The 13,634-nt window shown below is 61.0% G+C and carries 14 protein-coding genes; 5 read left to right on the forward strand and 9 right to left on the reverse strand.

Features of this window, described 5'->3' with window-relative positions:
* Positions 1-82 precede the first annotated feature (82 nt).
* Together IB238_RS13220 and IB238_RS13225 are read left to right on the forward strand one after the other, a co-directional pair.
* The gene (locus IB238_RS13220) at positions 83-724 is read left to right on the forward strand and encodes a DUF1007 family protein (protein WP_192246900.1); all 642 of its coding nucleotides are present in this window, start codon (positions 83-85) and stop codon (positions 722-724) included.
* Entirely contained in the window at positions 718-1,770 is a 1,053-nt protein-coding gene (locus IB238_RS13225; RefSeq protein WP_192246902.1) for a nickel/cobalt transporter, read from the forward strand. Before IB238_RS13220 ends, IB238_RS13225 begins: the two co-directional genes overlap by 7 nt.
* 154 nt (positions 1,771-1,924) lie before the next feature.
* Here the strand turns inward: IB238_RS13225 and IB238_RS13230 are convergent, their stop codons facing one another.
* The 4 genes from IB238_RS13230 to IB238_RS13245 all read right to left on the reverse strand — a co-directional run bounded on the left by IB238_RS13230 (position 1,925) and on the right by IB238_RS13245 (position 4,419).
* Positions 1,925-2,140: a hypothetical protein gene (locus IB238_RS13230; RefSeq protein ID WP_192246904.1), complete on the reverse strand. Its 216-nt coding sequence runs from the start codon at positions 2,138-2,140 to the stop codon at positions 1,925-1,927.
* A complete protein-coding gene (locus IB238_RS13235; protein ID WP_192246906.1) occupies positions 2,140-2,829 on the reverse strand; it encodes a GNAT family protein in 690 nt (229 codons plus the stop codon). Before IB238_RS13235 ends, IB238_RS13230 begins: the two co-directional genes overlap by 1 nt.
* A gap of 88 nt (positions 2,830-2,917) precedes the next feature.
* The gene (locus IB238_RS13240) at positions 2,918-3,634 is read right to left on the reverse strand and encodes a tellurite resistance TerB family protein (protein ID WP_192246908.1); all 717 of its coding nucleotides are present in this window, start codon (positions 3,632-3,634) and stop codon (positions 2,918-2,920) included.
* Between the two features lie 146 nt (positions 3,635-3,780).
* Entirely contained in the window at positions 3,781-4,419 is a 639-nt protein-coding gene (locus IB238_RS13245) for a 2-dehydro-3-deoxy-phosphogluconate aldolase (protein WP_192246910.1), read from the reverse strand.
* 181 nt (positions 4,420-4,600) lie between these two features.
* Between IB238_RS13245 and IB238_RS13250 the strand changes: the two genes are divergently transcribed.
* From IB238_RS13250 to IB238_RS13260, 3 genes are all read left to right on the forward strand, one after another.
* A complete protein-coding gene (locus IB238_RS13250) occupies positions 4,601-5,083 on the forward strand; it encodes a CYTH domain-containing protein (protein ID WP_192246912.1) in 483 nt (160 codons plus the stop codon).
* Positions 5,073-5,975, forward strand: a complete 903-nt coding sequence (locus IB238_RS13255) for a CHAD domain-containing protein (RefSeq protein WP_192246914.1) — start codon at positions 5,073-5,075, stop codon at positions 5,973-5,975. The genes IB238_RS13250 and IB238_RS13255 overlap by 11 nt, the downstream gene beginning before the upstream one ends.
* A 62-nt stretch (positions 5,976-6,037) precedes the next feature.
* Positions 6,038-6,982, forward strand: a complete 945-nt coding sequence (locus IB238_RS13260) for a rhodanese-related sulfurtransferase (RefSeq protein WP_192246916.1) — start codon at positions 6,038-6,040, stop codon at positions 6,980-6,982.
* A gap of 52 nt (positions 6,983-7,034) precedes the next feature.
* On the opposite strand, the gene IB238_RS13265 is transcribed toward IB238_RS13260, so the two are convergent.
* The 5 genes from IB238_RS13265 to IB238_RS13285 all read right to left on the reverse strand — a co-directional run bounded on the left by IB238_RS13265 (position 7,035) and on the right by IB238_RS13285 (position 13,155).
* Entirely contained in the window at positions 7,035-8,408 is a 1,374-nt protein-coding gene (locus IB238_RS13265) for a GH1 family beta-glucosidase (protein ID WP_192246918.1), read from the reverse strand.
* Positions 8,409-9,049: 641 nt separating this feature from the next.
* Positions 9,050-9,526, reverse strand: a complete 477-nt coding sequence (locus IB238_RS13270; protein ID WP_192246920.1) for an SRPBCC family protein — start codon at positions 9,524-9,526, stop codon at positions 9,050-9,052.
* Positions 9,523-9,840 carry a metalloregulator ArsR/SmtB family transcription factor gene (locus IB238_RS13275; RefSeq protein WP_192246922.1) on the reverse strand — a complete coding sequence of 106 codons (318 nt, stop codon included), beginning with the start codon at positions 9,838-9,840 and terminating at the stop codon, positions 9,523-9,525. The genes IB238_RS13270 and IB238_RS13275 overlap by 4 nt, the downstream gene beginning before the upstream one ends.
* Before the next feature lie 279 nt (positions 9,841-10,119).
* Entirely contained in the window at positions 10,120-11,148 is a 1,029-nt protein-coding gene (locus IB238_RS13280; protein WP_192246923.1) for a DUF1254 domain-containing protein, read from the reverse strand.
* A 426-nt stretch (positions 11,149-11,574) separates the two neighbouring features.
* Positions 11,575-13,155 carry a DUF1254 domain-containing protein gene (locus IB238_RS13285; protein ID WP_246723655.1) on the reverse strand — a complete coding sequence of 527 codons (1,581 nt, stop codon included), beginning with the start codon at positions 13,153-13,155 and terminating at the stop codon, positions 11,575-11,577.
* Positions 13,156-13,634: the final 479 nt, after the last annotated feature.

Consider the following 13,634-nt stretch of genomic DNA (forward strand, 5'->3'; position numbering starts at 1 on the left):
CGGCATCGTCCCAAATCTGGCTTAATTTCCATACACTCGTCTGCGAATCCGCAAAGCCAGAGACGATAGGAAAACCTCGCGCATGAAGACCGCTTCCCTTCTGTATGCAGGCACCATCTGGCTTATGCCGGCTGCAGCCTTTGCGCACCCGCACATCTTTGCAGAGGCGCGCCTTGAAGTGGTCGCCGGCGATGACGGCACGATTGTCGAATTGCGAAACGTCTGGCGCTTCGACGAGATGTTCTCGTCCAGCGTCGTGCTCGATTTCGACAACAATTCCAATCTCAAGCTCGATGCCGACGAACTGGCCGAGGTCGGCCAGACGGTGCTCGAGTCGCTGGAGGAATACAGCTACTACACATCCATCACCGGGGACGGGAAGACCATCAAGGTCGCCAAACCGGATGCGATCAACGTCGATTATCAGGACGGCCAGCTCCTGATGTTCTTCAAGGTGAAGCCCGGCGAAAGTCTGCCGCTGAAGGGCAAGCTGACTTTCGGCGTCTATGATCCGACGATGTACGCGGCGATGGATTTTGCCACCGATGGGGATCTGGTCCTCGTGGGTGACAAGTTCGCGGCCTGCAAGCACCAGGTGGTGCGCCCGGATCCCGACGAGGTCCTTGCCCAGAACCAGGGCACGCTGACCGAGGCGTTCTGGAACGACCCGGCCGGGACCGACATGACCAAGCTCTTCGCCACGCGGCTGGAGGTCACATGCTGAAGCGCCGCACCGCCCAGCGCGTTGCGGCCGCCGCCGCGCTCCTCCTTCTGGCAGGGCTGACCGTCGCACACGCCCAATCACCGCTCGGAATCGGAACGGCCGAGCCCGCCTTCAAGACCACGGGCTTTTTCGGCAGTGTCTTTGCCTGGATCAACAGCGAGCAGCAGGCGTTCTACCGCATGCTGACCGGCGCCCTGAAGAACATGCGCGACAATCCCTGGGCAGCCTCGACGCTGGTTGGTCTTTCGTTCGCATACGGCGTCTTTCATGCAGCAGGCCCCGGTCATGGCAAGGCCGTCATCTCCTCCTACATGTTGGCAAACGAAATTGAGCTGAAGCGCGGGGTGCTGCTCTCCTTCCTCTCATCCCTGATGCAGGGGGGCGTAGCGATCCTGCTGGTCGGTGCGGCCTATCTTCTCCTGCGCGGAACGTCGATTTCGATGACCGATGCGACAAGGACCCTGGAGACCGCCAGCTACGGCCTGATAGCCGCCTTCGGTGCGTGGCTGCTCTACCGCAAACTCTGGGGCATCAATCGCCGCCCGGCACCGGTCGAGGTCTTTGCAATGGCCCAGTCCGACTCCGCCGGGCTCGGCCACCGTCATGCGCACACGCACCACGCCCACGCCAGGCCCGCAGCGCTGGACCATGTGCATGTCTCAGGGGAAGTCTGCCCCAGTTGCGGCCATGCCCATGCGCCTGATCCGGCGCTTCTGAAGGGTGATCGGTTCGCGCTACGCGAGGCTTGGTCAGCCATCATTGCCGTGGGTCTTCGTCCCTGCTCCGGCGCGTTGATCGTGCTTTCGTTCGCGCTCCTGAACGGGCTTTATCTCGGCGGCATACTGTCGGTCGTCGCCATGTCGATCGGCACAGCGATAACCGTCTCGGTTCTGGCGACGCTTGCCGTCACGGCCAAGGGTGCCGCCATGCGCCTTGCCGGGGGCAATAGCGCCGCCTTGCGCGTCGGAAATGCCATCGAGATCCTTGGAGCGCTGCTGGTGCTGGTGCTCGGGCTGGTGCTGTTGGGCGCATCTTTGCAAGGATGATTGCAGAGTAGCGGCGCGGTCATATTGCTCTGGCTCTGAACCGTCTGCCAGCATTGATCCGGCAGTCAGCCGCGCTCTGCGCTATAGACTCTCGCGCCGCAGATGCGGCGCTGCTAGCCCCGGAACCTGTCCGGGGTGACGAGGAACGTAAGGCCTATTCCTTGCCGCGCTGATAGCGCGCCCTGAGCCAGAACAGCAGGAAGAAGGCAAGCACGAGCGCAGCACCCGCAGCTCCGGCAAGCCAGGGCGAAATCTCTCCGAGCCAGATCATTACATCCGGCAGGACAAAAAAGGCTAGTCCAGTCACGAGCATGATGACGGCTGCAGCGATAGCGGCAGACCGGCCGCTCGTCTGCGGATTGTTGCTCATTACGATACTAACTCCTTCAATTCCACACGGATATCCTCGAGCCGCTGCTTCTGCCTACCGTCCGCATCGAAGTTGTCAGCCGAGAGCCAACGCTCGAAGGCCTGCGCGATCACCGGCCATTCACTGTCAATGATCGAGAACCAGGCTGTGTCACGGTTCGCGCGTTTCGACAGCATGTGCTGCCGGAAGACGCCCTCGAAGGTGAAGCCGAGACGCTGCGCCGTGCGCTTGCTTGCTTCATTCTCATTGTGGCACTTCCATTCGTAGCGCCGGTAGCCGAGATTTTCGAAGACGTGCTTGGCGAGCAGGTACTGCGCCTCGGTTGAAATCGGCGAACGCGACATCGCCGGGCCATGCGCGATGCCGCCAATCTCGACGACACCATTGGCTGCATCGGGCCGCATGTAGTGTGCCATGCCCACAGCCTTTCCGTTCGCCTTGTCGAAGATCACTTCGCGAACCCAGCCGGACTTGATGGCTGCCTCGGACCATGCATCGAAATCCTCGATGCCGGAAAATTCGTCCTGCGTGAAATACTTCAGCAACGGGTTGATTTCCATTCCGCCGAAGGCATCCCAAAGGGCTTGCAAATGCCGGGACCGCTCATAGGGCTCGATGCGGACGAAGCGTCCCTCCAGCGTCACGGGTTGCGGCGCCGGACGGGCCGTCCAATTCTTCAGGTCGCGCATCATGTCCCCTTGGGTTGTCGAGCGGCTTTTGTCCCAGCCATAGGCCAGAGCCTGCGGCGACACAAATGCAAACTCGTGATGGGTCTGATCACGCCCAGGGGCCGGCTGGTGCCTTCGCCGTGGATACCGTCGCCTCGATGTGATCGACCAGCGCGTCATCCAGTCCGAGACGGCCGGCAAGCAGATCGAGATAGCCGCGTTCGGCGCGGCTGTTCGGCTCGATCGTCAACCGCGAGGCGGTATAGAGCTCGACGCGCTGTTCCTCCGTTTTTGCGGATGCGACGATGCCGTCGAGGTCGATCGGATTGGCGAGCTCCTGCTCCAGGAATGCCGCCGCATCACCGCCGATGCCGGAAACCTTCAGTTTGTCCATGATGTGCGCACGCTCGGCATCATCGATGTGGCCGTCGGCGCGCGAGGCGGCGATCATGGCGCGCACCAGTGTGAGTGCAAAATCGGCACTGACGGCTTCCGTCTCGAAACCGGAATTGGCTGGTGGGGGAAGAAGTTCGGGCTGTTTGTCGGGCGCCGGGTGGGCCGCTTGCGGCGACTGTCCATTCTTGTAGTTCTGGTAGGCCTGGTAGCCAAGACCGGCAATTGCGGCAAGACCGCCAAGTTTCAGTGCCGTGCCCGCAACTTCGCGGCCACCCTTCGTTCCGAGCAGAATTCCTGCAATGGCACCGGCGGCGAGTGGGTTGTCCTTCGCCAACTGTCCCACCTGGCCTGCGCGGTCACGCACCGTACCGCCCGCGCCCGGGATCTGTGAGCCAAGAAACTGGTCCAGCAACTTCTTCGCATCAAACATCGCGTTCTCTCCCTTGCCGTGTCGAAGCCGGCCATGTTGTAACCGGATGGAGACATAGGAACGCGAAGCGGAGAATACAAACACGACTTGTAGAATGCAAACGCCGCCAGCAAATCCGGCGGCGGGGCGCGAACTACTTAGCCGGCTTACCTATTCAGCGCTGCCGCCTCTGCGGCGAGTTTGGTGATCCCGGCCCAATCGCCCTTCACAACCAGTTCCTTCGGTGCGACCCAGGAACCGCCGACGCAGACAATGTTCGGCAGCGACAGATAGTCTCTCGCATTAGCAAGCGAGATGCCGCCAGTCGGGCAGAACAGCGTGCCGGCAAGAGGTGACGAGAGTGCCTTCAGATAGGCCGCACCGCCCGCCTGCTCGGCCGGGAAGAACTTCAGCACCCCATAGCCTTCCTCGCGCAGCTCCATGACCTCGCTGGCCGTCGCAGCACCGGGAAGCAGCGGCACCGGCGAATCGGCAGCAACATCAAGCAGTTCCTGCGTGGTGCCTGGGCTGACGATGAACTGCGAGCCCGCTTCGACGGCCAGGTCGAACTGGGCGGCGTTCAGAATGGTGCCCGCACCGGCGACGGCGCCCTCAACTTCGTTTGCCACACGCCTGATCGCTTCGAGCGCAGCCGGAGTGCGCAGCGTGATTTCGATCGCCTTCAGGCCGCCTGCGACAAGCGCGCGCGCCAGTGGAACCGCGCTTGCCGCATCGTCGATGACGAGGACCGGAACAACCGGTTGCAACTTGAGCACGGACAGGAGTTTTTCGGTTTTGCCGGACATGGCGCCATCCCTTAAAACGATTGAATTCGTCGCTGAAATACTCTCTCCGGCAACGCGTGTCGAGCGAAAAGGACCTATCTCGGCCACTGCCTCTGCAACTGCGTCCTTTCGTTCCTTGCCATGGGCTCGCCATCGTGTAGAGTTTTGTTGCCCGACTATCCACAATGCGAAAGCGAGTGGCATGGCCAAAGAGATCGAGAGAAAATTCCTGGTTTCCGGCAAACGATGGCGACTGGTCGCGGATCCAGGCGTCTCCATCAAGCAAGGCTACATCGTCACCATGGACGACCGGTCGTTGCGCGTGCGCACCTATGGCGACGGCCGCGCCTGCCTCACAGTGAAGATCGGCCGGGCGGCACTTTCCCGCGACGAATACGAGTTCGAGATCGATCCCGAGGTCGCGAACGACATGCTGACGCAGGCTGTCGGCACGGTTCTGGAGAAGGTTCGCTACGAAGTGGAGCACAAGGGCTTCACGTGGGAAATCGACGTGTACGGCGGACGTTACAGCGGTCTCGTCGTAGCCGAAGTGGAACTCGACAGCGAGACTGATCGGCCGGAAATCCCGGACTGGGTGGGACGCGAGGTGACGGGCGAAGACCGCTACTCCAACCAGGTAATGGCCCTGTCCGTCGAAGCAGTCGAGACATTGAATGCGTCTTAGTCTCAAGGCGGACAGGCCGCTCGACAAGGAAGTACAGCGCATAACATCCGGCTACCTAGTGCGGGCGAAGACCGTGCTGAACGAACAGCCCGAAGGCCCGCACGAGGCCATCCATACCGCCCGCAAACAGTTCAAGCGCATCAGGAGCCTCTACCGGCTGGTAGCAACCGCAGACCCGGCATTCCAGAAAACGGAAAACGAGCGGATCGGTGCGCTCGGCCGCCATCTCAGGGAGAGCCGGGATGCGACGTCGCTCGTGGAAACCGCCCGACGGCTTGCCGATGCCGCTTCGACCACCGACGAGCACATGGCGGTGAACCGAATTCACCAGCGGCTGATCGTGCGGCGCGACGCCATTGCCAGCACCGCGGCGACGGAGGAGTTGATCGCGGACGCCCTCACCACTTGCGACGAGGCCTTGGAGGCGGTCGCGCGATTCCGGCTCGATGTGGGGCAAAGCCGAGCCGCCGAAATACTTGGCGACGGGTGGCGGACGACGGGAAAGAAGGCCGTGACTGCCCTTCGCCAGGTGAAAGAGACCGGCGAGGCCGATCGTTTCCATTCGCTGCGCAAGCGGACCCAGGATCGATGGGTCCATTGTCGTTTCCTTGTAGAAGCCTGGCCCGGCGCGCTGCTTAGCATGCGCAAGCAGGCAAGGCAGTTGGTGACGCTTCTCGGCGAAAAGCAGGACATCGCCCTTCTGACGGGCTTCGCCGATGCGCACCCGGAGGAAATTGGCCCGCCGCAAGATCTGGCGCATCTGATCGCCGTGATGATCGCGGAAGAACGCCGGCTGCGCGCCGAGGCTTTGCCATTGGCCAAACGCCTGTTCCCGCGCGACGTCAGGCAAGACGCGGCACGCATCACGCTTCTGTGGCGGCACGCCGCCTGAGCGGAAAACCTGGGCAGATCGTCTGATTGCGCAGTCGCCAACAAAGCTGTATTCCAGCCGCCATGACAGCGATCTCTTCCACAATCCCCCAGTCGAACGAGGCGTCGTTCCTCGTGGCCGCCCTCTATCACTTCGTGTCCGTGCCGCGGTTCGCCGATCTGCGCGCGCCGCTGCAGGCGCTGTGCGAGGAGAACGGCGTGCGCGGAACGCTGTTGCTCGCCCATGAGGGCATCAACGGCACGATCGCCGGACCGGACGCCGGCATCCGCACGGTCCTCGCATTTTTGCGTGCGCAGCCGGAGTTCGCCGGGCTCGAGCACAAGGAAAGCCGCGCCTCCGAAATGCCGTTCCTGCGCATGAAGGTGCGGCTGAAAAAGGAGATCGTCACCATGGGGGTCGAGGACATCGACCCGAACAAGGTGGTGGGCACCTATGTCGCACCGAAGGACTGGAATGCGCTGATCTCCGATCCCGGCACGATCCTCATCGACACGCGCAACGATTACGAGACGGCCATCGGCATCTTCAAGGGCGCGGTCGATCCGAACACGAAGACCTTCCGCGAGTTCCCGGACTGGGTGCGCAACCACACCGGCCTGCATAACAAGCCGAAGATCGCCATGTACTGCACCGGCGGCATTCGCTGCGAGAAGGCAACCGCCTTCATGAAGGAGCAGGGCTTTGACGAGGTCTACCACCTCAAGGGCGGCATCCTGAAATATCTTGAGGACGTGCCGGCAGAAGTGAGCCTGTGGGAAGGCGCCTGCTTCGTTTTCGACGAACGCGTCTCGGTCACCCATGGCCTCGAAGAGGGCGAACATTCGCTCTGCCGCGCCTGCCGCCACCCGCTGACAGCCGAGGAGGTCACGGCCGCCACGTTCGAAGCCGGCGTATCCTGCCCCCATTGCTTCGAGACCCGCAGCGAGGACGACCGCCTGCGCTTCCGTCAGCGGCAGAAGCAAATGGATCTGGCGAAGAAGCGCGGCGAGCGGCACCTCGGCAGCTGACGCCAACGGCCGGGCGAAAGCGCGGCGACCCCGGCCTGCCCTCCCCTTACGCTCACCGCCCACTGTGATTACCCTTCGGGAACTGCCGGGCGAGCACGCTGTACCAGTACCCGCTCTTCTTGATGGTGCGGACCTGGGTGGCGTAGTCCACATGCACGATGCCGAAGCGCATCCTGTAGCCCTCCGCCCACTCGAAATTGTCCATCAGGCTCCAGGCGAAATAGCCGCGCACGGAAAAGCCCTCCGAGATCAGGTCGGCGGTAACGGACAGGTGCTCGGCGATGTAATCGAGCCGCGGCTGGTCGTTCACCTCACCATTCTCCACGCCCATGTTGTAGCAGGCGCCGTTCTCGGTGATGTAGCAGTCGGGTAGACGATAAGCGTCATTGAGCCGGCGCACGAGATCGCCGAGCGCGGGAGCGCAGACCTCCCAACCGATGTCCGTCTTCGTGCCATTGACGGCGGGCGCTGGTAGTGTCGCCGGGTACTCCGCACCGGGCGCCTCATCAGCCTGCACGCGCATCGGCGTGTAATAGTTCAGCCCCCACCAATCGAGCGGCAGGTGGATCGTCTCCATGTCGCCCGGCTCGATTTCCGGCATACGGTGACCGAGCGCGCTCATGAAGCCTCGCGGATAGGCGCCGGCAAAGACCGGCCCGAAGAAGACCCCGTTGTGAAAGTCGAACGCGCGCTTTTCCGCCGCCACGTCTTCCGGCCCATTCGAAGCGGCATAGGTCTGGTGGGCGTTCAGCACCAGTCCGACCGGCAGGTTCGGCCGCTCGGCGCGCACCGCCGCGACACCGAGCCCGTGGGCGAGGTTGGTGACGTGCAGCGCATGAAGCGCAGCATCCATGTTGCGCTCGCCCGGCGCATGGACGCCATAGAGATGGCTGAGCCAGACCGAGCACCAGGGTTCGTTGAAGGTCGCCACCGCATCGAGCCGGTCGCCGAGACGAGCGATCACGGTTTGGGCGTAGCGCTGGAAGGCATAGGCCGTCGCCCGTGAAGTCCAGCCACCGTCACCCATCAACGCCAGCGGCAGGTCCCAGTGGTAGAGCGTGGCAAACGCCTTGATGCCGCGCGCCTTCAGCCCATCGACAAGGCGATCGTAGAAATCGAGCCCCTTCTCGTTGACCGGCCCGGTCCCTTCCGGGATGATGCGCGGCCATGCGATCGAGAAGCGATAGGCTTCGACGCCGAGCGCCTTGATCAGGTCGAGATCCTCCTCAAGGCGGTTATAGTGATCGCAGGCGACATCCCCGTTGTGCCGGCCGAAAACCCGGCCGGGCATGTTGGAGAAGGCGTCCCAGATCGACGGCTTGCGGCCATCCGCCTTCGAGGCGCCCTCGATCTGGAAAGCGGCCGTCGCCACGCCGAAGACGAAATCGCCGGGAAAACGCGCGGCGAGGATCTTGGGATCGATCATTCGAAATTCCGATCAGGGTTGCGTGAGGACACTTGAAGAGATCACATCCGCTGCAACGTTGCAGTAGTCGGGTTTGGCCATTTGTCAACCGAATTGCCTCTGGCACCAAACGACAACGCCCACGCGCGGCAACGCCGCCGTGGTTCAGCACCGTTCACGTTTCGGACGGGGCGCTGGAAGCTGCCTCATCGAATGTAGGTATGTGGCACCTTTCAGCGCCCCGTTCGGCGGTTTGTGCCCGCAACTTCGCCCCTCTGCTCCCGCCGAATTCGACGGTCATGTGCGCCACCCGGGCGCGTCCGGAGCGAAACTCGGAGAAATCTCCGCCGTCTCCAGAGGGGGGCCTTTCTGCAGACCCCTTGTGCGAAGGCACGCGTCCTTCCCTCGCACAAGGCGCCGGTTCCGCCTCGCCGCAACGCCTCGCAGTGTATCCGCGACGGAACGGAAAGAGTGTAGCCACGAAACAGGGATGCGGGAATGAAGGAAGCGGCGGAGGTGGCTATCATCGACGAATTTGGCTTATCAAATCAGTGCCTTGACACAATTGCCGAGAGCAAGCTTTCCGGTGAGACCAGAAAATCGTCCCCGTTTTGCGCCATAGCAACAGCGGCGACCTAGACTGATCACCAAATAGCGACAGGCTATCCCACCATGCTCGCGTACGCTGCCAACAGACCGGGCCACCCGCCTGGCGAGTTGAAGGCTTCGCGGGCTGCCGCTTCCTTGTCGCCCATGTTTTCCAGCAGCCGATGCTCCAGTTCGACGCGCGTTGCAGTCGTACCCACCTGCGTGAAGGTGATCTCGACCTCCGTCAGCAGATGCGGGTCGTAGCGCCAGTCCGCGCCGATACGCCATGCAAGCACCAGTCTTGTGGGCCTCTCCCACGCGAGGACTTCTCCCCACTCGCATTCGCTGCCGTCTTCTCCGATCTCGTACCAGCGGCCGCCCGCCCTCGGTTCAATGACAGCTTCCCGCAGTGCGGACGCGCCAATCGAATGAGTCGCCGGCCACCAGCTTCCAAACCCACTCGTAAAAACGTCGAATGCCCGTTCAACCGACGCTTCAACAGTGACCGATTTTATGACGGGTTGCGGCTTTATGCTGCCTATTGCGGTCATTCTCTGGCCTCCACACTCTCGTTGATTGCCTCTCGAAACGAACCAAGCGCATCTGTCCAAATGCTGTCGAGCCATGCCCGCATCTCTCCAAGCCCGTTCGGATCGATGTGGTATACGTTGCTCGCCCCACGCGCTTCGGCCCGGACGAGATTGGCGTCTCGCAGCGCCTTCAGATGTTGAGACACAGCTGGTTGCGATACTGGCAGCGAACGCGTGAGTTCCGCCACCGATCGCGGTTTTTGTACAATCAGCTCGAACACCTGTCTGCGCGTAGGATCGGCAAGCGCCGCCATTTGGCGATAATCATAAGTCATGACGAATGATAAGCACAAGCTTATATTAATTGCAACGCCCGGCAGTATATCCGTCGTTCACGATTGGGTTTCCAGCATCGGCTTGAAGACGGCCGACCATGGAACTCACTCATGAGGCGATCAAAACCAGCGCGAAGCTATAGGAAAACGGAAAGGCTCGGAGCAGTTCGGCTCCTCCTTGGCCATCGCGAGCTCGAGAGCACCGGGGCGCTGGCTGGGAATTGAAGTCGACGACGCCAAAGATCGCCGAAATAATCGAACTCTACAGTTCTGATGGAGCTACGATTTCACGGGCTGAGGTTCCGGGAACTTCCAACTTCCGTTCAAAATGTCCTCATGCGGCCGATAGAGCCGCACCGTATAGTTCCAGCCCTTCATGATCGGCAGACAGTTTGGAATTTTGCCGTCGCAGCCCCCGAACTGGATGTCGACTTCGCCGTCCGCGCCCTTCTTGGCGGTGACATTGTTTATCGAATAGGCGTTGTACTGGTTCTTCTCGTAATAGCCGTCCGCATTGTAGAGGCTGACCGACCAGAAGCCATCGACGGGCACATCCTTGACCGTCAACTTGTAGATCGTCGTGCCGTCGTTGTCAGGCGGCGTGACGTTCAGATAGGTCGCGTCCCTATCCGGATTGCCGCCCCAGGCCGCAGCACTTGCGAGCAGGTGGCGGATCGGATCGACGTCTTCCTTTTTGCCGAAGGCTCTCCTAAAGTCGGGCAGCGTCGACTGCAGGGACAGGAGTGCGTCGCGAACCTTCTTCTGGCTGACCGCGTCCCAATTCGGCACCTCGAAGCTGCCCGCGCTTGCCTGCTCGACCTTGATCGCGTCCTGCAGCGCGTGCACTTTTGCCACGTCATCGGGGCTGGAAGGATCAACCAGCGTTCGGATAGCGGCCAGTGCATATCGCGTTCCGACCTTGTCCTTGTCGAGGGTGTAGCTGCCGGCGCCATAGACGACCTCCGGCACGTAATGATCCTCGCTGATGACCTGCATCGACATGAAACGATCGCCGGCGTCGGGCAGCGTAATCGTCACCGGGCCGGCATCCAGATCAAAAACTGCGGACGAGTATAGGGTGTCGCGGTTCAGTCTGATGACGATCTGATCGTCAATCGCGGCCGGCTCGCGGCGATGGACGAACTTTCCGAGTCCACCGTCCTTATAGGCGCCGGACAAATAGAGGTCAGTTTCAGCACGGACGAAGTTGTCCACGGTCACCGGAGTGGGATCGGCCGCGGCAGCGCCCTGTCCGTTGAACAATGAAAGCGATAGCGCGAGGGAAACAGTTGTCAGGCGTGTGTTCATGGCTGTTCTCCACTACTGTGAACCCGATGGCGGGCGGCATCTACTACAGTGGGCAAGCAGCACCGCGCATTATATTCAGCCTACGCGCCTCATGCTGACATGTGAGCTAGAACAGCATGAACCTCACAAAAAGGAAAGACAGGTGGTTGCAAACGATGCCGGCGTGACGGGTTGCGCCAAAAGCGACCATCGCGAAAGGTTGCGCGGCTCAAACCTCGTTGATGACGCATACCAGATGAACGCTCGGCGATCACCAAGCACTCTGCTTTGAAAAGCGGTCACCGCGCCTGTAGCTCAGCGCTTGCAACCCCAAATTATGCCATCACCAGCTTGCGGGCCCGGCGGCCAGAACTCGTAGTCCCCGTGACCTAGCGTGCTTTCTGGCGGCTTGGTCACGGGCACTACTCGCCTCCTGGCGCTAGCGCGTCACTTCACTACTTCGATCTCGCCCGGTCGCCAGGACTTGTCGAAGAAGGGCTCCAGTGGGCTGTAGAGGCGAAGGATCACGAACCAACCCTTTTGCGGATCGGTTTGAATCCAGTTGCCGCGGGCAACGCCATCGGGTTGCTTCGGACTGAACCAGATCGTTGTGGAGCCGTCGGCGGCCGCTTCGGCAGCAGGCGAAGGATAGCTTTGGCTTCCGGCTCGCGGATAGCGCTGCGGCGTATCAAGCATCGAACGAGACATGTTGTCGTAGACGGTGAACGACCAGAAATTTTCCGCCGGGATGCCCTTGGGGAGCGTGACCTTGTAAGTTTTGGCACCGTCGAAATGGTTTTTGTCCGCGTCCGTCGTGGCGAGCAGGTATTGTGAGCCGATCCCTGGCAGACGCATCGCCATGGCCGGCGTAATGCCGGTTATTCCGTAGAAGAAATTTGTGCGCGCATCCATCGTCCGATAGCCGGTCGGTGGATAGGGCTTTACCCCTTCCACGGTGATCATCGGGATAGGTGTTTCGAACTCGTAGCCGGTGTCGAACAGGAAATTGAACCAGGACGAATTGGGATAGTAGAACCAGTTCGGATCGCGCGGACTCATAAACAAGCTGCGCGAAGTCGCATTGGCAGCCGCGAGCGCCTCGGTCATGATCTTCTTCATCCGCTCGTCCGGAGCAAATTGCTTTCCCTTGACAATCCCGATCGACGCCAGTGGCCCCATCAATTCGGCATCAAGCGACGTGGCGGGCTCGCTCTGAACCACTTCGTTCAGCAGTTCGAAGTAGCTCCAGTCGTTGGGCGGAATCGTGTTGACTACCTTGCCGCTGCCCTCGTGGAACACCATCGCCGGTGGCGGTTTGATCTGCCCGAGTTTGGCCTTGCCCGAAAGAAAGTCGGCGATCGACGTTCCCACGCCGCCCGGCTCGTAGGGATAGACCTTGGTGGACTTGCGGATGGTCTCGACGACCGGCTTTGGATCGCTGTGGTTGTCGAGAAAAGACCGGCCAAACCACAGTACGGTGTTGGTTTTGGCATGGGCGATATAATAACCGCCGTCCGGGAGCGGTCCGTTGTAGTCAGGCGGCACAATCAGATACTTGCCGCCTTGGCCGCGATCAGGCCCCGGCCCACCGACATCGATCACCCAGCGAAACCACGCGTCCTGTACGGCTCCGAGGAAGTCTGGCGGCGTCTCAAGCACCACGGGCCCCTTCGCAAGATCGAGGTAGCCCATCACATAGATCGTGTCGGCATTCGCCGTCAGGAACAGGGATTTGGCATCCATCAGGTCGGAGAAGACGAGGACCTCGTTTTCCTTGACTCCTATGCTTTGTAGCCCATTGCGCAGCGCACGGATGCTGACCCCGCGCATGTTGTCCATGAAGGCGCGGTAGGCGTAGGTGAAGTCAAGGTTGTCGTAGAGTTTGGCGGCGGTTTCCCTTGTCGGCACCCCATCCTTGAATTCCAGCTTGCCTATGGGGGTCTCGACGGCATTTGGCGTCGAAATAGACCCTGGTATCGCCGGAGGCGTCTGGGCCAACGCGATTGCCGTTTGTGTGACAAGGATCATCATGCTTGCGGTTATGGAATGCCTGATCACTGTATCCTCCGCGTGGGGTGCTCAATTTCAAAATTGGGGACACGACAACCGCCATCACAGCTCATCGACCGTCCGCTTGGGAGCTCGATGTTGTGTTTCAGACTGCCGTGTTAAAGCTAGTAATGGGATGTCGCCGTGGCAGAGTTAATTCTGCAATCCAGCCCCGGCGTCGCATTGAAGGCACTAGATAGTCGACCCATGCATTGTTGCCCCGATGGGAACCGATGAACGCGCTATCATGAGCATTTGATTGCCGACTTTTCAATAGCAAAACTTGAAGTAGTGATTTCCGGTGGGTGATGTGGAGGGAGGCGCTGCGGAGGCAATGTCATGGAATTCGACGAGCTTGATTCCCAACATCCCTGGAGTAAGGGTACCCTCGTGGGCCAGAAGCGCCCACTTTAACCAGGTTCGAGATCGAGCGATTGACGTCTGCTTTAGGCCAAAAA

It is taken from the genome of Rhizobium sp. ARZ01 (assembly GCF_014851675.1).
Classification (GTDB): domain Bacteria; phylum Pseudomonadota; class Alphaproteobacteria; order Rhizobiales; family Rhizobiaceae; genus Mycoplana.

Bases quoted from the DNA above. Each gene is read 5' to 3' on its own strand.
- IB238_RS13240 (WP_192246908.1), bottom strand. From the start codon at position 3,634: ATGTTTGATGCGAAGAAGTTGCTGGACCAGTTTCTTGGCTCACAGATC.
- IB238_RS13235 (WP_192246906.1), bottom strand. From the start codon at position 2,829: ATGCGCGACCTGAAGAATTGGACGGCCCGTCCGGCGCCGCAACCCGTG.
- IB238_RS13280 (WP_192246923.1), bottom strand. From the start codon at position 11,148: ATGAACACACGCCTGACAACTGTTTCCCTCGCGCTATCGCTTTCATTG.
- IB238_RS13265 (WP_192246918.1), bottom strand. From the start codon at position 8,408: ATGATCGATCCCAAGATCCTCGCCGCGCGTTTTCCCGGCGATTTCGTC.
- IB238_RS13285 (WP_246723655.1), bottom strand. From the start codon at position 13,155: ATGATCCTTGTCACACAAACGGCAATCGCGTTGGCCCAGACGCCTCCG.
- IB238_RS13245 (WP_192246910.1), bottom strand. From the start codon at position 4,419: ATGTCCGGCAAAACCGAAAAACTCCTGTCCGTGCTCAAGTTGCAACCG.
- IB238_RS13230 (WP_192246904.1), bottom strand. From the start codon at position 2,140: ATGAGCAACAATCCGCAGACGAGCGGCCGGTCTGCCGCTATCGCTGCA.
- IB238_RS13250 (WP_192246912.1), top strand. From the start codon at position 4,601: ATGGCCAAAGAGATCGAGAGAAAATTCCTGGTTTCCGGCAAACGATGG.
- IB238_RS13275 (WP_192246922.1), bottom strand. From the start codon at position 9,840: ATGACTTATGATTATCGCCAAATGGCGGCGCTTGCCGATCCTACGCGC.
- IB238_RS13225 (WP_192246902.1), top strand. From the start codon at position 718: ATGCTGAAGCGCCGCACCGCCCAGCGCGTTGCGGCCGCCGCCGCGCTC.
- IB238_RS13220 (WP_192246900.1), top strand. From the start codon at position 83: ATGAAGACCGCTTCCCTTCTGTATGCAGGCACCATCTGGCTTATGCCG.
- IB238_RS13260 (WP_192246916.1), top strand. From the start codon at position 6,038: ATGACAGCGATCTCTTCCACAATCCCCCAGTCGAACGAGGCGTCGTTC.
- IB238_RS13270 (WP_192246920.1), bottom strand. From the start codon at position 9,526: ATGACCGCAATAGGCAGCATAAAGCCGCAACCCGTCATAAAATCGGTC.
- IB238_RS13255 (WP_192246914.1), top strand. From the start codon at position 5,073: ATGCGTCTTAGTCTCAAGGCGGACAGGCCGCTCGACAAGGAAGTACAG.